Annotated in this window: 21 protein-coding genes and 1 tRNA gene; 16 read left to right on the top strand and 6 right to left on the bottom strand. The window is 71.6% G+C overall.

Annotated elements, in window-relative coordinates:
• Positions 1-33: 33 nt before the first annotated feature.
• Together ACFYYF_RS38350 and ACFYYF_RS38345 are read right to left on the bottom strand one after the other, a co-directional pair.
• Positions 34-666: a GNAT family N-acetyltransferase gene (locus ACFYYF_RS38350; protein ID WP_388783316.1), complete on the bottom strand. Its 633-nt coding sequence runs from the start codon at positions 664-666 to the stop codon at positions 34-36.
• On the bottom strand, positions 656-2,716 hold the full coding sequence (locus ACFYYF_RS38345) for a penicillin acylase family protein (RefSeq protein ID WP_388783313.1): 2,061 nt from the start codon (positions 2,714-2,716) through the stop codon (positions 656-658). Before ACFYYF_RS38345 ends, ACFYYF_RS38350 begins: the two co-directional genes overlap by 11 nt.
• Before the next feature lie 140 nt (positions 2,717-2,856).
• Here ACFYYF_RS38345 and ACFYYF_RS38340 point away from each other — a divergent pair, with 140 nt between their 5' ends.
• Complete coding sequence (locus ACFYYF_RS38340; RefSeq protein WP_388783311.1) at positions 2,857-3,441, top strand: HhH-GPD-type base excision DNA repair protein; 585 nt, start codon at positions 2,857-2,859, stop codon at positions 3,439-3,441.
• A gap of 366 nt (positions 3,442-3,807) precedes the next feature.
• On the opposite strand, the gene ACFYYF_RS38335 is transcribed toward ACFYYF_RS38340, so the two are convergent.
• Positions 3,808-5,448 (bottom strand): helicase HerA-like domain-containing protein, encoded by a 1,641-nt coding sequence (locus tag ACFYYF_RS38335; RefSeq protein WP_388783309.1) that lies wholly within the window; start codon positions 5,446-5,448, stop codon positions 3,808-3,810.
• Between the two features lie 105 nt (positions 5,449-5,553).
• Between ACFYYF_RS38335 and ACFYYF_RS38330 the strand changes: the two genes are divergently transcribed.
• Together ACFYYF_RS38330 and ACFYYF_RS38325 are read left to right on the top strand one after the other, a co-directional pair.
• Complete coding sequence (locus ACFYYF_RS38330) at positions 5,554-5,850, top strand: type II toxin-antitoxin system VapB family antitoxin (protein WP_003999914.1); 297 nt, start codon at positions 5,554-5,556, stop codon at positions 5,848-5,850.
• Between the two features lie 90 nt (positions 5,851-5,940).
• The gene (locus ACFYYF_RS38325; RefSeq protein ID WP_361682764.1) at positions 5,941-6,603 is read left to right on the top strand and encodes a LytR C-terminal domain-containing protein; all 663 of its coding nucleotides are present in this window, start codon (positions 5,941-5,943) and stop codon (positions 6,601-6,603) included.
• A gap of 207 nt (positions 6,604-6,810) precedes the next feature.
• On the opposite strand, the gene upp is transcribed toward ACFYYF_RS38325, so the two are convergent.
• Positions 6,811-7,446, bottom strand: coding sequence for a uracil phosphoribosyltransferase (upp, locus tag ACFYYF_RS38320; protein ID WP_361682766.1), 636 nt, complete (start codon positions 7,444-7,446; stop codon positions 6,811-6,813).
• A gap of 138 nt (positions 7,447-7,584) precedes the next feature.
• Here upp and ACFYYF_RS38315 point away from each other — a divergent pair, with 138 nt between their 5' ends.
• The 9 genes from ACFYYF_RS38315 (at position 7,585) to ACFYYF_RS38275 (ending at position 13,874) form a co-directional block, all read left to right on the top strand.
• Positions 7,585-7,767: a hypothetical protein gene (locus ACFYYF_RS38315; RefSeq protein WP_388783305.1), complete on the top strand. Its 183-nt coding sequence runs from the start codon at positions 7,585-7,587 to the stop codon at positions 7,765-7,767.
• Positions 7,768-8,248: 481 nt separating this feature from the next.
• A complete protein-coding gene (locus ACFYYF_RS38310; RefSeq protein WP_361682945.1) occupies positions 8,249-8,788 on the top strand; it encodes a hypothetical protein in 540 nt (179 codons plus the stop codon).
• Positions 8,789-9,034: 246 nt separating this feature from the next.
• Entirely contained in the window at positions 9,035-9,466 is a 432-nt protein-coding gene (tadA, locus tag ACFYYF_RS38305; protein ID WP_388783413.1) for a tRNA adenosine(34) deaminase TadA, read from the top strand.
• A 56-nt stretch (positions 9,467-9,522) separates the two neighbouring features.
• A tRNA-Ser gene (locus tag ACFYYF_RS38300) sits at positions 9,523-9,607 on the top strand.
• 447 nt (positions 9,608-10,054) lie between these two features.
• Positions 10,055-10,234 (top strand): hypothetical protein, encoded by a 180-nt coding sequence (locus ACFYYF_RS38295; protein WP_361682770.1) that lies wholly within the window; start codon positions 10,055-10,057, stop codon positions 10,232-10,234.
• Positions 10,235-10,362: 128 nt separating this feature from the next.
• Positions 10,363-10,656 (top strand): Dabb family protein, encoded by a 294-nt coding sequence (locus tag ACFYYF_RS38290; protein ID WP_361682772.1) that lies wholly within the window; start codon positions 10,363-10,365, stop codon positions 10,654-10,656.
• Positions 10,657-10,866: 210 nt separating this feature from the next.
• Positions 10,867-11,823 (top strand): RNA polymerase sigma factor SigF, encoded by a 957-nt coding sequence (locus ACFYYF_RS38285; protein WP_388783411.1) that lies wholly within the window; start codon positions 10,867-10,869, stop codon positions 11,821-11,823.
• Between the two features lie 244 nt (positions 11,824-12,067).
• Complete coding sequence (locus ACFYYF_RS38280) at positions 12,068-12,964, top strand: RNA polymerase sigma factor SigF (RefSeq protein WP_361682774.1); 897 nt, start codon at positions 12,068-12,070, stop codon at positions 12,962-12,964.
• A 49-nt stretch (positions 12,965-13,013) separates the two neighbouring features.
• Positions 13,014-13,874 carry a hypothetical protein gene (locus ACFYYF_RS38275; RefSeq protein WP_388783301.1) on the top strand — a complete coding sequence of 287 codons (861 nt, stop codon included), beginning with the start codon at positions 13,014-13,016 and terminating at the stop codon, positions 13,872-13,874.
• 61 nt (positions 13,875-13,935) lie between these two features.
• On the opposite strand, the gene ACFYYF_RS38270 is transcribed toward ACFYYF_RS38275, so the two are convergent.
• Entirely contained in the window at positions 13,936-14,133 is a 198-nt protein-coding gene (locus ACFYYF_RS38270; RefSeq protein ID WP_037615166.1) for a hypothetical protein, read from the bottom strand.
• A 349-nt stretch (positions 14,134-14,482) separates the two neighbouring features.
• Between ACFYYF_RS38270 and ACFYYF_RS38265 the strand changes: the two genes are divergently transcribed.
• The 3 genes from ACFYYF_RS38265 to ACFYYF_RS38255 all read left to right on the top strand — a co-directional run bounded on the left by ACFYYF_RS38265 (position 14,483) and on the right by ACFYYF_RS38255 (position 18,463).
• Positions 14,483-14,989 carry a MarR family winged helix-turn-helix transcriptional regulator gene (locus tag ACFYYF_RS38265; protein WP_388783298.1) on the top strand — a complete coding sequence of 169 codons (507 nt, stop codon included), beginning with the start codon at positions 14,483-14,485 and terminating at the stop codon, positions 14,987-14,989.
• A 21-nt stretch (positions 14,990-15,010) separates the two neighbouring features.
• Positions 15,011-17,545: an MFS transporter gene (locus tag ACFYYF_RS38260; RefSeq protein ID WP_388783295.1), complete on the top strand. Its 2,535-nt coding sequence runs from the start codon at positions 15,011-15,013 to the stop codon at positions 17,543-17,545.
• 96 nt (positions 17,546-17,641) lie between these two features.
• Entirely contained in the window at positions 17,642-18,463 is an 822-nt protein-coding gene (locus tag ACFYYF_RS38255) for a YceI family protein (protein ID WP_388783292.1), read from the top strand.
• A 7-nt stretch (positions 18,464-18,470) separates the two neighbouring features.
• Here ACFYYF_RS38255 and ACFYYF_RS38250 read toward each other — a convergent pair whose 3' ends face one another.
• A complete protein-coding gene (locus tag ACFYYF_RS38250; RefSeq protein WP_388783409.1) occupies positions 18,471-19,202 on the bottom strand; it encodes a GAF and ANTAR domain-containing protein in 732 nt (243 codons plus the stop codon).
• Between the two features lie 154 nt (positions 19,203-19,356).
• Here ACFYYF_RS38250 and ACFYYF_RS38245 point away from each other — a divergent pair, with 154 nt between their 5' ends.
• Positions 19,357-19,827: a PPOX class F420-dependent oxidoreductase gene (locus tag ACFYYF_RS38245; protein WP_388783289.1), complete on the top strand. Its 471-nt coding sequence runs from the start codon at positions 19,357-19,359 to the stop codon at positions 19,825-19,827.
• Positions 19,828-20,106: the final 279 nt, after the last annotated feature.

Raw genomic sequence — 20,106 nt, 5'->3', positions numbered from 1 at the left:
CTCGGTCATGTACGGATCGGGGCTGCGTCCGGCTCACCTCGGGGCCGTCGGGCCCTTCTCGAAGGCCTCGCGGGTGAGGAAGGCGAGCCGCGCGTGCTTCTCGGGCAGACGGACCTCGGGCAGGTCGATCCGGGGGAGCACGATGTCTCCGGCGGGGACGAAGCCCTGCCGGGTCAGCCGGGCGATGGCCCTGCCGTTGCGGGCGTCGGGTTCGACGACGGCCCGTCGCCGGCCGAGTCCGGTCAGCGCGTACGAGAGGAACGCCGAGAGCAGCGTGGACGACCACCCGGGGCGTCGGCCTGCGCCGGGTGCGGGGGGTCCGATGAGCAGGTGGACGCCGATGTCGCCGGGCCGGACCTCGTAGCACTCGGAGACGCGGTCGGCCTCGGGCTCGTAGGTCTGGAAGAGGGCGGCCGGGACGCCGTCCTTGAGGGCGAGGAAGGCGTGGTGGGTGTCGAGCGAGTCGAGGTGCGCGTAGGTCTCCAGCACCTGCTCCCTGGTGAACCCGGTCATCCCCCAGTACGCGGCCCGCTCCTCACCGACCCAGCCGTGCAGCACGTCGAGGTCGGCGTGCGGGTCCACGGGCAGCACGCGGACGGTGCCGAACCCGTCGATCCGCTGCTCGTGGACGGCCTCGCGGGTGCCGGCGTACGTCTCAGTGGTCATCGCTCTCCTTGGTCAGCGTGTTCCAGTCGGTGGTCACCGGGACGAGATCTCCAGCGAGCCACGAGGGGAGTTGGTCGCGGTGGTGGGCCGCGCCGGGAACGCCGTCGGCTCCGAAGGGGACCACCCAGCGGCTGCCGTCCCGGTCGGCGAGGTCCCAGACGTAGCGGGCCGCGGGGCCGCGGGCGCTGAGGTCGGTCAGTCCGGGGAGCGAGGAGGTGGACAGGACGCAGTCGTTGTCGCCGGACAGGGCCGGTTCGTCGTACGGGGTGCCGGCGAGTGCCCGCCAGGGGGCGAGGCGGTGGGTGTCGCCCCAGGTGCGGGAGACGGGCGCGGCGGCCACCTCCTCGACGGCCGCGCGGATCACGGCGTCGCGGTCGATGCCGTACGGCTCCCCCGCCGTCAGCAGGTTCTCCAGGGCGAAGGCGACGCGCGGGGTGAGCGCGAGCCAGGGCAGGAAGACGGCCGGACGGGCGGGCGGGTCGGCCAGGACGGCGAGCGCCGGGTGCGCGACGAGCCGGCGTACGACCGCGTCGCGCACCTGCGCGAACAGCGCGGCCGTGCGGCTGCCGGCGTCCATGTGCCGGTCCCAGCGCAGGAGCCGGTCCCGGAGTTCCGCCGCCGCGCCGGAGAGTTCGAGCGCTTCCAGCGGGTCCAGCAGGGCCGCCGCGGAGCCGAGCCGCGTGTCCATGTGGACGGCCGGCATGTCCGCCGCCGACAACGGCCGTCCCGTGTCGAGCAGGCGGCGGATGCGGTCGGCGCGGTGCGGCGGCGCGAACTCGACCCCGAGCGGGGTGGCGGGGCCGCGCTGGTTCGCCATGACGGCGAGTCCGTCCTCGACCGGGCCGTACGGCATCTCGTGCCAGCCGGTCCACTCGTGGCCGGCCTCCCACGCGGGCACCACCCGGACGCGGTTGGCCGTGGCGCGCAGCGGGACCCGGCCCGCGACCCGGTGCAGCGTCCCGCCCTCGGTGTCGGCGGCCTGCACGACGTTCACCGGCTCCGCCCAGGCGTCGAAGGCCCGGTCCACGTCGGCGACGCGGCGGGCCCGCAGCAGCGGCAGGAGGGCGCCGAAGCCGAGGTCCGCCGTCACCCGGGGCGGGTAGCGCAGGCTGATGGACTCCTCTGCGCCGGTGCCCCCGATCACCACGGGTCCGCGGGCCGTCTCGATCACCTCGACCTCGACGCTCTCGCCGCCGGCGACCTCCACCCGCTCGGTGTGCCGTGCCGCGCCCCGCCACACGCCGTCGGGGTCGAGGGCCTCGACGGACCCGTCGTCGCCGTGCCGCAGCCGCTCCCGGTAGAGGTCCTGGTAGTCGGCCATCGCGTTGGTGATCGCCCAGGCGACGGTTCCGGTGTGGGCGAAGTGGGCGATGCCTGGGACACCGGGGACGGCGATGCCGACGACGTCGAACTCCGGGCAGGACAGGCGGATCTGCTGGTAGACGCCGGGGTCCTCGATGAAGCGGTGCGGGTCACCGGCGATCAACGCCCGCCCGGTGACGGTTCGTTCGCCGCTCACCAGCCATCCGTTGCTCCCGGCCGTGCCCGGCCCGTCCATGGCGAACAGGCCGACCGCGTCCGCGCCGAGACGCCGGACGACCTCCTCGCGCCACAGCTTGGCGGGGAACCCGGCGAAGAGGATGTGCGTGCCGAGCCAGACCCCCAGCGGGCTCCAGGGCTCCCAGCGCCCCGGCGTGAGCCCGCTCGCCGCGAACTCGGGCGCCCGCGCGGCCCCTTCGGCCAGCCCGGCGTTGACGCCGTCGACGTACGCGACGACCCACGCGGCGGTCTCGGGATCGTGCTTCTCCAGGGCGGCGAAACAGCGTCGCGCGGTGTCGTCGAGCCGGGCCTGCCGGGCGAACCGGTCCCAGCCGACGGACTCCGCGCCGAGGAACGCCGCCGAGGTGCCCTGCGAGCGGTGCCGCTCGACCTCGAGCTGCCAGGCGCGGTCCCGGGCGGTGACCCGGCCCTGCGCGCGGGCGAGTTCCAGGGCGCTGCCGGCCCGCAGGTGCGGGATGCCCCAGGCGTCACGGTAGGTCTCGGCGGTCACGGTCCATCCCCAGTCATGTCAGGTTAGGCTAACCTAATTTAATCTTGGGATCGTACGCCGCTCGTGAGGACCCGGTGAAGCCGGGCGGGCATCGGGGCCGCGACCGCGCGGCCCGCCCCCGTACGCGGGATCATCGGTCCATGGACGTCACGCTTCACCTCGCCCAGCAGCCCGAGGCCGACGAACTGCTCGGCCGCAGCCCCCTCGCGGCCCTGGTCGGCATGCTGCTGGACCAGCAGGTACCGATGGAATGGGCCTTCGCGGGCCCGTACACGATCGCCCGGCGCATGGGGGCGGACGATCTCGACGCGCACGAGATCGCCTCGTACGATCCGGAGAAGTTCGCCGGGCTGCTCTCGGCCAAGCCCGCCGTGCACCGCTATCCCGGCTCGATGGGCAAGCGCATCCATCAGCTCTGCCAGTACCTCGTCGAGCACTACGACGGAGACGCCTCCGCCGTCTGGAAGGACGCCGGAAGCGGCGCGGAGCTGCTGCGCCGGCTCAAGGAGCTCCCCGGTTTCGGTCCGCAGAAGGCCCAGATCTTCGTGGCCCTCCTCGGCAAGCAGCTCGGAGTCGCGCCGAAGGGCTGGCGCGAGGCCGCGGGCCCGTACGGCGAGTCCGGCTCCTTCCGCTCGGTCGCCGACATCACCGGCCCGGAGTCCCTGGCCAAGGTCCGCGCCCACAAGCAGGAGATGAAGGCCGCGGCGAAGGCCGCCCGCGGCTGACCCGGCCCCGTCGCCCTCCCCGGGACCACCGCCGCTCCCCGGCCGCCCGGCGACCGCCCGGGAGAGCGAGAAGCCCAGCATCCACGCCGGAGAGCGAGAAGCCTGGCGACCGCCCGGGAGCGGAGGACCGGCGTAAGCCCGGGAGAACGAGAAGCCCGGCATCCACGCCGGAGAGCGAGAAGCCCGGCGACCGCCCGGGAGCGGAGGACCGGCGTCAGCTCGGGAGAACGAGAAGCCCGGCATCCGCCGCCCGGGAGCGGAAGACCGGCATCCGCCCGGGAGCGGAGGACCGGCGTAAGCCCGGGGAAAGAATCCGGCGTCAGCCCGGAAAGGAATCCAGCGTCAGCCCGGGAGAGGAATCCGGCGTCAGCGCCGTCTGCGGGCCGTTCCGAACACCGACCGGGTGATCTCCCGCCCGATCTGGGTCCCCACCGACCGCGCCAGGGACTTGAACAGCCCGCTGCCGACGACCTGCTCGACCACGGAGGGCTCCTCCTTCGGCCGGCTCCGTCCGCCGGAGCGGGCGGCCCCGGATCCGGACCGGGTGTCGGCCTCGCCGGGCGGCCGCGCGGAAGACGCGGAAGGCTCGGTCTGTCCCTCGGCCGCCGTCAGCTTCTCGTACGCCGACTCCCGGTCCACCGCCTGCGCGTACCGCGCGAACAGCGGCGACTCCCGTACCGCCCGGTCGAGCGCGCCCGCCTCCACGGGACCCATCAACGACCGCGGCGCGCGCAGCCGGGTCGCCGCGACGGGCGTCGGGGCGCCCTTCTCGCTCAGCACGGTGATCACGGCCTCGCCGGTGCCCAGTCCCGTCAGGACCTCTTCGAGGTCGTAGGGAGAGTCGGGGAACGTCTTCACGGTGGCCTTCAGCGCCTTCTGGTCGTCCGGCGTGAAGGCCCGCAGCGCGTGCTGGACGCGGTTGCCGAGCTGGGCGAGGACGTCCGCGGGTACGTCCTTCGGCGTCTGTGTCACGAAGAAGACGCCGACTCCTTTCGAGCGAATGAGGCGGACGGTCTGCGTGATCGAGTCCAGGAACGCCTTCGACGCGTCGCTGAAGAGCAGATGGGCCTCGTCGAAGAAGAAGACGAGCTTCGGCCGGTCCGCGTCGCCCACCTCCGGGAGGTCGTGGAAGAGATCGGCCAGCATCCACATCAGGAACGTCGAGAAGAGCTGCGGTCTGTCCTGCACGGCGGGCAGTTCGAGGACCGAGACCACGCCCCGGCCGTCCGGCGCCTGCCGGGTCAGCTCGCCCGTGTCGAACTCCGGCTCCCCGAAGAAGGGGCTCATGCCCTGCGCCTCGAAGGCCGTCAGCGAGCGCAGGATGACACCCGCCGTGGCAGTGGACAGCCCGCCGATCCCCCTCAGTTCCCGCTTGCCCTCGTCCGAGGTCAGAAAGGCGACGACCGCGCGCAGGTCCTTGAGGTCGACCAGCTCCAGGCCCTTCTGGTCGGCGTAGTGGAAGATCAGGCCGAGCGACTGCTCCTGGGTCCGGTTGAGTTGGAGCACCTTGGACAGCAGCACCGGCCCGAAGCTGGTGACCGTGGCGCGTACGGGAATGCCGTGGCCGAGGCCGCCGAGCGCGTAGAACTCCGCGGGACAGCCGCCCGGCGTCCACTCCTGGCCGACCTCCCCGGCCCGCTCCCGGACCCTCGTCCCGGGTTCGCCCGGAGCCGAGACCCCCGAGACGTCCCCCTTGATGTCGGCGAGGAAGACGGGAACGCCCTGCGCCGAGAGCTGTTCGGCGATGAGCTGGAGCGTCTTGGTCTTGCCGGTGCCGGTGGCGCCCGCCACCAGGCCGTGCCGGTTGAGCATCGTCAGCGGGACACGGATCTGCGCGTCGGGCAGGCAGGTCCCGTCCCAGAGCAGCGCGCCGAGGTCGAGGGCGGGGCCCGCGAAGGCGTAGCCGGCGGCGATCTCCAGGGCCTCCCGCGGGAGCGCGGGAGCACCGGTGACCCGCTCGGGAGCGGTCCCGGCGGCAGCCGACCGGACGGTCTCACCGTCACTCATATCAGACCCCTGTTCCCGGTTTGCAAGGATTTACGACATCTTTTCCAGCGTCGCACTCCCCCGCCATGGCTGCGCCCGGAAGGTCTTGACCGGTAGGCTTTCCGTGTGATCTTCAAGCGCATCGGAAACGGCCGGCCGTACCCCGACCACGGCCGGGAAAGCACCCGGCAGTGGGCGGACGTCGCGCCGCGCCCGGTCCGCCTCGATCAGCTCGTGACGACGAAGGGCCAGCTGGACCTGGAGACCCTCCTCGCCGAGGACTCCACCTTCTACGGCGACCTCTTCGCCCACGTCGTCAAGTGGCAGGGCGATCTGTACCTGGAGGACGGCCTGCACCGCGCCGTCCGCGCCGCGCTGCAGCAGCGCCAGGTGCTGCACGCGCGCGTTCTTGAACTGGACTAATGGCCACGGCTTGACCCCAATGGGTTGAACTGAACGCCGGGCAATGATCATCTAGTAGGCATTGGCGCCCCGGCGCACTACGCTGCGCCCATGAGCATGCTTACTCCCCCTGGCATGGGTGGCCAGTATCGGATCACGGGGGACAAGTACCCGCGGATGCGCCGCCCCCGCGGGCGTCGCAAGTTCGTGTTCGTGAGCCTCACGTCCGTCACCGTCCTCGGGCTGATCGGGTGGGGGTCCCTGCAGCTCATCGACATCTACACGGGCGGCAGCGAGGCCACGGCGGCCGGCACCAGGGCGGACTGCGCCTCGAAGGTGACGCCGGAGGCCAAGGCGTCAGCCGCCGCTGCCGCCGCCGTCGCGTCCACGCTGCCGAAGCCCGGTCAGATCACCGTGAACGTCCTCAACGCGACGCCCCGCAGCGGGCTGGCGAAGCAGACGGCGGACGAGCTGAAGAAGCGCGGCTTCAAGATCGGCGACGTGGGCAACGCGACGGCCGCGTACGACAAGAAGGTCGCGGGCGCCGGGATACTGCTCGGCGCCAAGGCCGCCGGCCAGGCCGCGCTGCCCGTCCTCAACACGCAGCTCTCCGGAGCCGCGCTGAAGACGGACGGCCGCGCGCAGGCCACGACGGTCGACCTGATCATCGGCACCGGCTTCAAGGAGCTGACGAAGAAGGAGGACGCCGACAAGGCGCTGACCCTCCTGACGGAGCCCAAGGCGGCGCCCGCCGACGCGAAGAAGCACTGCTGATCCCGGGACCCGTCCCGGAAAAGGCACCCACGGCTCCGGAGCCGCGCTCGCACACGAGCCGCCGGCTCCGGAGTCGCGCTCGTTTCGGAACCACCGGATGCGGAGCACCGGATACGGAGCACCGGAACGGCGCCTGCCCGAAAGCAGGCGCCGGCCGTCTGCCCGGCGGCGTTCCGGGGGTTGCCCGCGTGCCGCGGATCTCCGGTGCTACTCGGCGGCGCCGTACATCCGGTCACCCGCGTCGCCGAGACCCGGCACGATGTAGCCGTGCTCGTTCAGGCGCTCGTCGACCGAGGCCGTGACCACGGTGACCGGGGTGCCCGCCAGCTCGCGCTCCATGAGCTCGACGCCCTCGGGGGCGGCGAGGAGGACGACGGCCGTGACGTCGTCGGCGCCGCGCTTGATCAGCTCCTGGATCGCGGCGACGAGCGTGCCGCCGGTGGCCAGCATCGGGTCCAGGACGTACACCTGACGGCCGGAGAGGTCGTCCGGCATCCGGGTGGCGTACGTGGAGGCCTCCAGCGTCTCCTCGTCGCGCACCATGCCCAGGAAGCCCACCTCGGCGGTCGGCAGCAGCCGGACCATGCCGTCGAGCATGCCGAGGCCCGCGCGCAGGATCGGCACGACGAGCGGACGCGGGTAGGAGAGCTTGACGCCCGTGGTCGGGGAGACCGGCGTCTGGATGTCGACCTGCTCCGTGCGCACGTCGCGGGTGGCCTCGTAGGCCAGGAGGGTGACCAGCTCGTCCGCCAGCCGACGGAAGGTCGCGGAGTCGGTGCGCCGGTCGCGCAGGGTGGTGAGCTTATGGGCGACCAGGGGGTGGTCGACGACGTGAAGACGCATGTCCACAACAGTAGCGGGGCCGACGGCACCCGCCACTGACGCGTCCGGCAAGGCCCACGGTCCCGCTTCACCCGTCCACTGGCATCAAACCATCCATCGGAGGGAAGGTGGGAGGGACGGACCTGGGGTGGTGTGCCAATGCGGGACCAGCAAGAGGAGTCGTCCGAGCAGCTGGAGAGCGACGCCGAGCGCAGGAGGCGGCGGGCCCAGTTCCTGCGCGACCTGGCCGAGGCACGCGAGCTGCGCGACCGGGTCCAGCCCCGCCGAGCCAAGACGGCCCGCCTGCGCCACGCGATGCGCATGCGCACCTTCCGCTGGTAACGAGGCCCCACCGCGCTGCGCGCCCGCCCGTCGCGCCGGGCTCGGCCCGCGCGCCGTCGCCCGCGCCGACACGCCCACGGAGGGGGTCGGCACGGAAGATTTGCCGCCACGCCCGCCGCAGAGCCGTACGGCCACCCGCGGCACCCCCGCCCCGACAAGGGAACGCGCCCGCCCGGCGGTCGGCGCGCGACGCGACGGACCCGGCCGCCCGGCCGCCGCGGCACCGGGCCGCACCCGCCTCACGAGGGGCCGTGTGGCGGACGTGCCGGGCGGGGAGGTGTCCCCACGGCGCGGGCAGCCGCGTACGATCCGCTGTTAGCGATCAGATGAGGCGGACACAGCAGGCCGAAGACGCCCCCTGAACGCTGTCTTTCTGCCACGATTCCGAGTGGGCGGGACTCGGAGCAGCAGCACTCCTCGCCCACAGCCTCCGCCGGGGGGAACCCCAACCGGCACACCTATGACCAGTGGGAGAGTCACGGTGTACTTCGCCGCACTGCTCGCGCGCACCGAAGACGGGTGGGAAGCGAGCGATACAGAGCTCGACGATGTGGAAACCCTGTCGGATCTGACCGATCTGGCCCGTGAGGTCTCGGACGAGGACACGGTGCTCGTGCTCATCGAGCAGGAGGACGCGTGGTTCGGCGTCGTCCGCGTGGACGGCGAGGAGGATCCTCGTATCTACGTCTCGGACGCCGCCGCTGCCGCCCGCAGTTCGTACGGCGAGATCCTGCTCACGGACGAACTACTAGGACGGGAGCCCGGCGACGACGACGCCGACCTGGACTCCCTCGACCTGGACGGCACCGAGGACGGTGAACCAGCGGACTCCGAGGACGACGACGAGGACCAGGGCAGCGTGTCCGGCGACGCCGTCTCGCACAGCCCCGTCGGGGACCGCTACATCCTCGCGGACCTCGGAGTGAGCGAGAAGGAACTGCTGGCCCTGGACGAAGGCGACGCGCTCGGCACGATCGCCGAGGCCCTGGGCGCGGCAGAGGTCCTGGAGACCGTCCGCTAGGACCTCCGGAACGGGCCAGGGCCTCCGGAAACGGCGGGCCCGGCCCCTCTCGCGCCCCGCGCCCCTGCCCCCCTGCCGGCGAACCGGCCCGATCCAGCGGGCCGGCCCTTCGTCTGCCCCTCCCACCTGCCCCTCCCGCCTGCCCTCTCATCGGATCCGGCGGGATTCCGCTAGGTTCCCCGGGTGAGCACCCCGCGTGAGGTACCCCCGCCGCCCGATCCCGTACGCGACCGGTGGCGGGCCCCGATGCGGCTCGCGCTGGACGAGGCGCGGCTGGCCGTCGAGGGCGCGGACGTCCCCGTCGGTGCCGTCGTGCTGTCCCCGGACGGGACGACCGTGCTGGCGGCCGGGCACAACGAACGCGAGGCCACCGGCGACCCGACGGCGCACGCCGAGATCCTCGCGCTGCGCCGGGCAGCCGCGAGACTCGGGGAGTGGCGGCTGTCCGGGTGCACGCTCGTCGTCACCCTGGAGCCCTGCACGATGTGCGCGGGCGCGCTCGTCCAGTCCCGTGTCGAGCGGGTGGTCTACGGCGCCCGCGACGAGAAGGCGGGCGCGACCGGCTCCGTCTGGGACGTCGTCCGCGACCGGCGGCTCAACCACCGGCCCGAGGTGATCGAGGGCGTCCTCGCCGACGATTGCGCCGCGCTGCTCACCGACTTCTTCCGCGACCGCTGACCGGGCCGCCGGAACGGATTTCAGACCACGGGCCACCTTGGGGTAGGGTCTCCCTCGGTAGCGTGTCCGAGCGGCCGAAGGAGCTCGCCTCGAAAGCGAGTGTGGCGCAAGTCACCGAGGGTTCAAATCCCTCCGCTACCGCTTCCGAAGGGCCTCGTCGAAAGACGGGGCCCTTCTTGCGTTCCGGGACGCCGGGGCTCTCGCGGGGAACCGGAACGCGGAGGAGCCCCGGCGCCGCTCGGTCGCCGGGGCTTCCCTGTACCCGTGAAGGGTTCTCCGCTCCCACAGAGGAGGGGGAAGGGGCGCTATCGGGGGCGCCCGCTTCCCCCATGGAGGGACCCGCAAGTCCACGCCGCCGTCTCGGGGGAAAGTCGGGCGGCGCGGACCCCGCAGTGGGGCCCCACCGGGCCCCGTGGACTCCTGACGGTTCCCGCCGGGGCTCCCCTCCATCCTGGACGGCGAGAGCGCCGCTCAGGCCCCGCAAAGGACCCCTACCAGCGGGCCGTTGGTCCTTAAAGGCGGCGTGAAGTTACACTCACCGCCGGCAGCAGGGGGCCGACGGGCGCAGGAGTCACAGGGGAGGCCGCCGTGGCGGTGAATTCGAAGAAGATCGCCATCTACGTGCTCGTGGTCTTCGTGCTCTACGTGATCATCACGGATCCGGCCAAGGCGGCCGACTACGTCCAGATAGCGTTCGAGGGCATATCGAACGCCGCCGGGGCGATAGGCGACTTCATGACCTGGATCGCCGACGGAGCGCAGAACTGACGTCAGGCACCGACGCCGACGCGGCAGGCACTTCGCGCACCCGGCGCCCGAGCAGGCCCGACGGAGCGAGGCGCGTCCCGGCAGGGGCGTGACCGAGCGAAGAACCACCTCACCACCAGGGAGTGCCCGTGATCCGCCATCTGGTCCTCTTCAAGCTCAACGACGGTGTACGACGCGACGACCCCCGCGTCGTCGAGGGCGTCGCCGCCTTCCGCGCGCTCGGCGAGCAGATCCCCGAGCTGCGGTTCTGGGAGTGCGAGTGGAACATCAGCGACCGGCCCATCGCGTACGACTTCGCCATCAACTCCGCCGTCGAGGACACCGACGCGCTCAAGGGTTACCTGGAGCACCCGGCCCATGTGGCCGGTGTCGCGCTCTGGCGGGAGTTCGCCACCTGGGTGATCGCCGACTATCCGTTCTGACCGTTTTTGATCGCACACGCTTGCCGAGCCCTTGACCGCAACCGGTCAGGGGTTTTCGACGTCTTGACCCCCGATTCACCTCCAACTCACCTCCAACACGGCGTTATGCGGTGCTTGCACACAGTGCACATGTCTTGTGATGCTATGACCGCTTTTGACGGATGAGTTGACGGATACGTCGACGGATCGTTGACGAACGAAGAGGTGGCGTTGACCGTGTCGGCCAGTACTGCGCCGCCCCAGGAGGAAGCCCCGGCCGAGCACCGGGCGACGGCCGTCGCCCCCGCCCCGCCGTCACCCCCGGCACGGCCCCTGACGCAGACCACGGCACCGACCGCCGCACCGGGCGCCCAGGGCCCCGTGACCGCCCCCGAACCGGTCCAGGAGGTCCCGCAGGAGCGGCGCCGCGGCGCCGACACCCGGGCCCTCACGCAGGTGCTCTTCGGCGAGCTCAAGGTGCTGGACCCGGGCACCCCCGAGCACGACCGGGTCCGCGGCGCCCTGATCGAGGCGAACCTTCCGCTCGTGCGGTACGCGGCGGCCCGCTTCCGCTCCCGCAACGAGCCGATGGAGGACGTGGTCCAGGTCGGCACCATCGGCCTGATCAACGCGATCGACCGCTTCGACCCGGACCGGGGCGTGCAGTTCCCGACGTTCGCGATGCCGACGGTGGTCGGCGAGATCAAGCGGTACTTCCGCGACAACGTTCGCACCGTCCACGTACCGCGCCGGCTGCACGAGCTGTGGGTGCAGGTCAACAGCGCCACCGAGGACCTGACGACCGCCTTCGGGCGCTCGCCCACCACCGCGGAGATCGCCGAACGGCTGCGCATCACCGAGGAGGAGGTGCTCTCCTGCATCGAGGCCGGACGGTCGTACCACGCGACCTCCCTCGAAGCGGCCCAGGAGGGCGACGGACTGCCGGGACTCCTCGACCGGCTCGGCTACGAGGACCCCGCGCTCGACGGAGTCGAACACCGCGACCTCGTACGGCATCTGCTCGTACAACTGCCCGAACGCGAGCAGCGGATCCTGCTCCTGCGCTACTACAGCAACCTCACCCAGTCACAGATCAGCGCGGAACTGGGTGTTTCCCAGATGCACGTGTCAAGGCTCCTCGCCCGCAGCTTCGCGCGTCTTCGATCCGCAAACAGGATCGAGGCGTAACCGGAAAGAGCTAATCGCTCAAGGTCGTTTTTTACGTCGGTTCCGCACTGATTACCTGTCAGACCCCCTTTTTCCAGGGCCGATCCACCCTCTACATGTCGACAAGTCTCTACAGCGTGTTGCCGACATGTGACATTCTTCCGGGAGCGCGTTTGCCGCGGCCTCGCCTCCGGTATTCAGGTGGAGGCTGCGTTCCTCCGACGGGAGCGACTGCCGCGACCGTCCGCGACCCAAAGGGGGTGGCATGTCCGCAGATCAGGGCAGCTCGAAGGTGCTCACGCTCACGAAGAGCGACGCAGTGCCCGAGGCGCACGCCGCGCTTCACGACGTCCCTGCCGCCGAGGCCCCGGAAGCCGTTCTGGTCCCCGAGTCCTCGGGCGCCATCGACACCCGGACCCTGTCCCGCTCCCTCTTCCTGCGGCTCGCGGCACTCGCCGAGGACAGCCCCGAGCGCGGCTACGTCCGGGACACCCTCATCGAGCTCAACCTCCCGCTCGTCCGGTACGCGGCGGCCCGCTTCCGCTCCCGCAACGAGCCGATGGAGGACATCGTCCAGGTCGGCACCATCGGCCTGATCAAGGCGATCGACCGCTTCGACTGCGAGCGCGGTGTCGAGTTCCCGACCTTCGCGATGCCGACCGTCGTCGGCGAGATCAAGCGGTTCTTCCGCGACACCTCCTGGTCGGTCCGCGTTCCGCGCCGGCTTCAGGAGCTGCGACTCGCCCTCACCAAGACCAGCGACGAGCTCTCGCAGAAGCTCGACCGCTCCCCGACGGTCGCCGAACTCGCCACGGCCCTCGGGGTGTCCGAGGAGGACGTGGTCGACGGCCTCGCCGTCGGCAACGCGTACACGGCGTCGTCGCTCGACTCGCCCGCTCCCGAGGACGACGGCGGCGAGGGCTCCCTCGCGGACCGCCTCGGCTACGAGGACACCGCGCTGGAGGGCGTGGAGTACCGCGAGTCGCTCAAGCCGCTGCTCGCCAAGCTGCCCCCGCGCGAGCGTCGGATCATCATGCTCCGCTTCTTCGCGAACATGACCCAGTCGCAGATCGGCGAGGAGGTCGGCATCTCCCAGATGCACGTCTCCCGGCTGCTCACCCGCACGCTGGCCCAGCTCCGCGAAGGCCTCATCTCGGACTGAACTCCGACGCGGGGTTCATAATTGACGAACCGTCAGCCACACTGACGCGATGCGTCACGAGCCGATGCGTCACGAGCCGATGCGTCACAGGTCGACCAACGGTCGCCGAGGTGCCCTGCTGGGCGCTTCGGCGGCCGCGTTGTGTCTGGGCGGGGTGCTGGCCGCGTGCGGGAGCGGCGGAGGCGGGGGGTACGCCGCCGTCGGGGCCGCGGACGGCTCCCCGGGAGCGTCGGGGGCGGTGGCCGCACCGTCGGGAGAGGTGTCCCTGGCCCCCCTGGATGGCCCGCCGGGCAAGGGCTCCAACACCGCCGGCAGCAGCGGGAGTTCCGGATCCGGAAAGGGAGCGTCGGCCGCCGGTCCGGGCGGGTCCTCGACGGACGGCACGGGCGACACGGACGCCTCGGGCGGTTCGACGGCCGGTCCGGGCGGCGCCGCCGGCGGCGAGAACGACTCCGGGAACGGGGCGAACAGCACGGGAAGCGGGGCCACTTCACCCTCCGGCCCGCCGCACGAGTCGCCCTCCGGGGGTGACTCCGGTCATACGGGCGGGAGTTCGGGAGGTTCCCCGACGCCGCCCGCACCCGCTCCGACCGCGAGCGCCCGGCCCGCCGCGCTCTCCGTGGGCGAGCCCTCGCGCGCGGCCACCGATCAGCGGTGGTGCGAGAAGGTGACCGTCTCCTTCACCAACACCGGTGGCACGGCGGTCCGTTCGGGCACGGTGACCTTCGGGACGCACATCATCGGCGCGCTGGGGATCGACTGGGCGACGATCCGGTCGACCGAGCCGCTTCCGGCGCCGATCGCCGCCGGCGCGAGGAAGAGCGGGACCTGGACGGTGTGCGTCGACTCCTGGCGGGTGCCGCTGGGCATGCACGTCGAGACACAGGACGTGTCCGTCGACTGGAAGTAGGGGCGTGGTCCTGCCGGATCACGCCACCCCACTCACGCACCGCTCAAGGGGTGCGGCCTGATCACATGAAGGCGAGCCAGGCCACCGCGGCGACGACCGCGACGGCGAGGACGACGCCGACGATCAGACCCACGCGCGGACCCGCGGGAGCGGCCGCCTGCTGCTGCCGGCCCTGGGGGGCCTCGTCGACGAACGCACGGAACATCTGAGTGCTGCCCGCGGGGTCGTAGTTGCCCTCGGGGCCCTGGGTGTTTGCCATAGGCCGGACCCTAGCGAATGCGCGCGGGCTGCCCAAGTGCCGGGTTCCTCTTCACGCCGATCGTGACGCGACCGCGCACCACCCGCGACCAGCACGCACACCACCTCCGCTCGGCCCCCTCACCTGGACCTCCTCACCTCGGCCTCCTCACCCGGACCTCCTCACCTCGGCCTCCTCACCTCGTCGGCCGCCCCGTCCGCATCGCCGTCCCCACCCGCCCCTCCTACCTGCACGTTTCCGTTCGCCAACACTTGCCTTTGCCAACTTTTTAGCCTTGAAACCCCGAACTCGTTTGCCTGCAGCAACCAACTTATTTATGGTTGCCCTAAGCAACGAATGAGGGGGTGTGATGGCCGAGCAGGCGCAGTACGAGGAACTGGCTCGTCAGCTCAGCGCCATCGGTGCCGTCAAGAGGGGCATGGGACGGATCCTGCCGCCCGACTGCCCCGCGGGATCCGCCGCCGTGCTCACCCTGCTCGGCCGGTACGGCGAGATGCGGATGAGCAGGCTCGCGGAGCTGCTGTCCGTGGACATGTCGGTGACCAGCCGCCATGTCGCGCACGTCGCCGACCGCGGCTGGATCGAACGGTCCCCCGACCCGGCGGACAAGCGCTCGCGGATCCTGTGCCTCACCGCGGCCGGGCACGCCCAGCTCGACGAGCTGTCCCTGCGGACGTCACGCCTGCTCTCCGACCGGCTGAGCCACTGGTCCGACGACGAGGTCGGGCTGCTCATCGATCTCATGGGCCGGCTGCGCGAGAGCTTCGGCGACTGCCGCTCCCCGCAACGGACGCCCGCGCACCCTCCCCCGTACGCGACAGACGTATCAGAACCGACCACCCGTACACCCGCGTAAATACGTAAGAAAAGGAAGCCCATGGCAACGACCACACCAGCCGGTGTGCGGGGCTCTCACGCCAAGCACGGAGGCGCCGACGGCGCTCCGATGACGCACCGGCAGATCATGGAGGCGCTCTCCGGGCTGCTGCTCGGCATGTTCGTCGCGATCCTGTCGTCGACGATCGTCTCCAACGCGCTCCCCGAGATCATCGGGGACCTGGGTGGCGGCCAGTCCGCGTACACCTGGGTCGTCACCGCCGCGCTGCTCTCCATGACCGCGGCCACGCCCCTGTGGGGCAAGCTGTCCGACCTGTACAGCAAGAAGGCGCTCGTCCAGATCGCGCTCGTCATCTATGTGCTGGGCTCGGCCGCGGCCGGCCTCTCGCAGAACGCCGGCATGCTGATCGCCTGCCGTGTCGTGCAGGGCATCGGCGTCGGCGGCCTGTCCGCCCTGGCGCAGATCGTGATGGCCGCGATGATCTCCCCGCGTGAGCGCGGGCGCTACTCCGGCTACCTGGGTGCGACGTTCGCCGTCGCAACCGTGGGCGGTCCGCTGCTCGGCGGTGTCATCACCGACACGAGCTGGCTCGGCTGGCGCTGGTGCTTCTACGTCGGTGTGCCGTTCGCGGTCATCGCGCTGATCGTGCTGCAGAAGACCCTGCACCTGCCCGTCGTGAAGCGGGACGTGAAGGTCGACTGGGGCGGCGCGTTCTTCATCTCCGCCGCGGTCTCCCTGCTGCTGCTCTGGGTCACCTTCGCGGGTGACAAGTACGACTGGATCTCGTGGCAGACGTACACGATGGTCGGCGGCGCGATCCTGCTCGGTGTGCTGTTCGTCCTGGTCGAGTCCAGGGCGAGCGAGCCGATCATCCCGCTGCGGCTGTTCCGCAACCGCACCATCACCCTCTCCTCCCTCGCGTCGCTGTTCGTCGGCGTCGCCATGTTCACCGGCACCGTCTTCTTCAGCCAGTACTTCCAGCTGGCGCGGGACAAGTCCCCCACGATGTCGGGCGTCATGACGATCCCGATGATCGGCGGCCTGTTCGTCTCCTCCACGGTCTCCGGCCAGATCATCACCAAGACCGGCCGGTGGAAGTACTGGCTCGTCTCCGGCGGCTTCCTGGTCACCGCGGGCCTCGGCCTGCTCGGCACCATCCGCTACGACACGGCCTACTGGCACATCGCGATCTTCATGGCGCTGCTGGGCCTCGGCATCGGCATGATGATGCAGAACCTGGTGCTCTCCACGCAGAACCAGGTGGCGCCCTCCGACCTCGGCGCGGCGAGCTCCACCGTGACGTTCTTCCGGTCCCTCGGCGGTGCGATCGGCGTCTCCGCGCTCGGCGCGGTCATGGCCACCCGGATCACCGACTACGTGAAGGACGGGCTGACCGACCTCGGCCCCAAGTACGCGGCCCTCGCCTCCGGTTCGGACTCCAGCTCCAGCATCCCGGACATGGACAAGCTGCCGGCTCCGCTGCGCACCGTCATGGAGAGCGCGTACGGCCACGGCATCGCGGACGTCTTCCTGATCGCCGCCGGCATGGCGCTGATCGCCTTCCTCATCGTGCTGTTCATCAAGGAGGTTCCGCTGCGGACGTCCGGCGCGCTGGCCCAGGCCACCGCGGAGAAGTCCGGCGAGCCGGTCACCGAGACGCCCGTCGCCGAGGCCGTCGAGGCCGCGGCGACCGCCGCGCTCGCCCCGGCCGTCAGCACCGTCGACACCGCCTCCGAAGCCGCGCCCGAAAGCGCCCGGCAGCTCGCCGCCGTCGCCACCGCGACGCGGGAGGGCGACCCCCGGCCGGCGTCCGGCGGCATCCGGGTGCACGGCCAGGTCCGCGGCACCGAGAGCGCGCCGGTCCCGCAGGCCGCAGTCACGCTGATCTCACCGGCGGGACGCCAGCTCGGCCGCTCGGTCGCGCAGGCCGACGGCTCCTACACCCTCGACGCGCCCGGTGTGGGCTCGTACGTCCTGATCGCCTCCGCCGACGGCTTCCAGCCGCAGGCCTCGACGATCGTCGTGCACGACGAGCCGCTCGCTTACGACATCCTGCTGAGCGGCACCAGCGGGCTCAGCGGCGTCGTCCGGGCCTCCGAGGGCGCGTCCCCGGTCAAGGACGCGATGGTCGTCGTGACCGACGTGCGCGGTGACGTACTGGCCACCGGAACCACCGGTGAGCAGGGCGAGTTCGCCTTCGCCGAGCTGGTGCCCGGCGTCGTGACGGTCGCGGTGAACGCCGCGGGCCACCGGCCGCGGGCGCTGCCCGTCGAGGTCGGCGGCACCGGGGTCACCCGCATCGAGGTCGACCTCGACTCGGGCGCCCAGGTCCAGGGTGTCGTACGGGCCCCGCACGGCCCGCTGCCGGACGCCCGCGTGACGCTCGTCGACGCGGCCGGGAACGTGGTCGGCACGGCCAGGACCGGCGGCGACGGGGCGTACGCCTTCACCGATCTGGACGGCGGCGAGTACACCGTCATCGCGGCGGGCTACCCGCCGGTGGCGACCGCCCTGACCGTCGGCGGCCGTGGAGTGGACGGCCACGACATCGAACTCGCCCACCCCGGCGAGTAGTCCGAGCCCCGGCCCGTGGGATGCGCGCACTCTGAGCGGAGGTGCGCCCCCACGGGCCGGTCCCTTTTCACTGGTTCATCGCAAGGAGCTACTGCCATGGGACTGACCGCGCAGATCCGCACACGGGACGGATGGGCCGTGTCGCACGCGGTGGTCACGGTGACCGACTCGACCGGCGCGCAGGTGCTGCGGGCCGAGGCGGACACCGACGGGGCCGTGCGCGACACGACGAGCCTCGCCCCGGGCGCGTACACGGTGATCGTGACCGCGCTCGGCTACGCGCCCGCCGCCTCCGGGGCCATCGTCACGGCGGCGGGGCGTGCCGAGGTCGGCCGGGTGACGCTGGCCCGCCGGGGCGGCACCGAACTGCCCCCGCCCGGTCCCTGGACCGTCGACCCCGCGCACTCCTCCGTGGGCGCGGTCGCCCAGCACCTGGGGATCTCCAGCGTGCACGGCCGCTTCACGGAGTTCACGGGCCGCATCGAGATAGCCCCGGGTGACGTGACCGCCTCGCGGGTCGAGGCGACGATCACGGCGGCCTCCATCGACACCGGCAACGGCATGCGCGACGGGCACCTGAGGTCGGCGGACTTCCTGGACGCCGAGAAGTACCCCGTGATCACGTACCGCTCGACGGGTCTGACACCGGCCGGCTCCGACCGCTGGACCGTGCACGGCGAGCTCACCCTGCACGGTGTCGTACGTCCCGTCGACCTCGACCTCGCCTACCTCGGCACCGGCGGCGATCCCTGGGGCGGCACCCGCGCCGCGTTCCGGGCGACCGCCGAACTCCACCGCGAGGACTTCGCCCTGCACTACAACCAGATCGTCCAGGCGGGCATCTCCGCCATCGGCACGACCCTGAGGGTGGAGCTCGACATCCAGGCCGTCCAGGGCGAGTCGCTGCCGGCCCTCTGAGCCCGGCTCACTCGCCCTCGCCCGTGTCGACGATCCGTCGGGCCAGGTCACGGAGCTTGACGTTCTCCCGCTGGGAGGTGCGCACGAGGCTGTCGAACGCCTCGGACGCGTCGATGTCGAGCCGCTCCATGAGGATGCCCGTGGCCTGCCCGATCAGATCCCGGGTGCGCATCGCCTCGGTGAGCTGTTCGCGCAGGGTCGCCGAGTCGAGCGCGATGCCGACGTGCGCGGTGAACAGCCGACCTATCCGGGTCGCCGACTCGTCGAAGGCGCGGGGAGCGCGCGCGTACGCGGTCAGGACGGTCAGCCGGCGCCGGTCGGCACGCAGCCGCATCGACAGCACCGACCGCAGGCCGAGGTCCGAGAGCGCGCGGTCCCCGTCCCCGTCCGCGGCGGCGCTGTCCTCGATGCGGGCCACCGGAGCCGTCCACAGCCGGCTCCAGTACGGGGGATGCTCCTGGCCCGCGTTCAGCGCGTCGGCGGAGCGGACGACCTCGTCCGTCCAGGCCAGCGTCTGCCGGTCGGCCTTGGGGGGCTCGATGACGGAGATGCCGGCGTACTCGACGCCGGGCAGGATGCGCACGGCCAGCCGGACCGCGGTGCGCAGGGTGGCGTGGGGACTCGATGTCTCGTGCAGCTGCTGAGCGGCGGCCGTGAGACCCTCGGCAAGCTCAAAACCCGTATCGGAACGGGACAATTCAGAAAAATCAGACGCGGCCACCACGAACCTCTTCGGCATGCACGGCCATACGGCCATGCGCAGGAGAGCTCCGCAGCACATTCCCGACTGCGAGCACAGGACGAAGAGCACTTTAGCCGCTTTGCCGAGGTCGGGTGCCGCCCACCGGCCCGGCCCGCGGGCGTTCGCGGGGCACGCGCCCTACGCTGATCGCATGGCACCCAATATCGCGACGAACACCTCTGTCTCCCTCGACGAGTTGCTGGACTTCGTGCGCCCCCGCCACCGGGCGATCCTGCTCACCCGGCGTGCCGACGGCGGTCCGCAGGGCTCTCCGCTGACCTGTGGTGTCGACGACGCGGGACGCATCGTCGTCTCGACGTATCCCGAGCGTGCCAAGACGCGGAACGCCAAGCGGGACGAGCGGGTCAGTCTGATCGTCCTGAGTGACGAGTGGAACGGGCCCTGGGTCCAGGTCGAGGGCACCGCCGAGGTGATCGACTCCCCCGAGTCCGTCGAGCCCCTTGTCGAGTACTACCGGAACATCGCCGGGGAGCATCCCGACTGGGCCGAATATCGCGCGGCGATGCTGAAGCAGGCCAAGTCGATCATCCGGGTCACGCCCACCCGCTGGGGCCCGGTGGCCACCGGCGGCTTCCCACCCCACCTGGCCCCCCAGCCCTGACCCGCCGAACCCCCCAGCCTTCCTTCGCCCCCTCCGCCCCTACCCGTCCCGTACCCGGGGCTCCGCCCCAGACCCCGCTCCTCAAACGCCGGAGGGGCTGAACTTTTGCCGGCCGGGGCTGAAATCTTGCACGGCACCCGAAAGGTTGGCCCCTGGGGCTCCGCCCCGGACCCCGCTCCTCAAACGCCGGAGGGGCTGGATCCTGCACCCGCAGCCGGGATCCGGCGGGAGGGGACGTGCCGGTACATCGATGGCCGTCGCCACTAACGGTCACTTCTC

The sequence above is a fragment of the Streptomyces sp. NPDC001914 genome (assembly GCF_042891215.1).
Taxonomy (GTDB): Bacteria; Actinomycetota; Actinomycetes; order Streptomycetales; family Streptomycetaceae; genus Streptomyces.
Note: the sequence above shows the minus strand (reverse complement) of the source record. Positions and strands in the feature narration are given on the sequence as shown.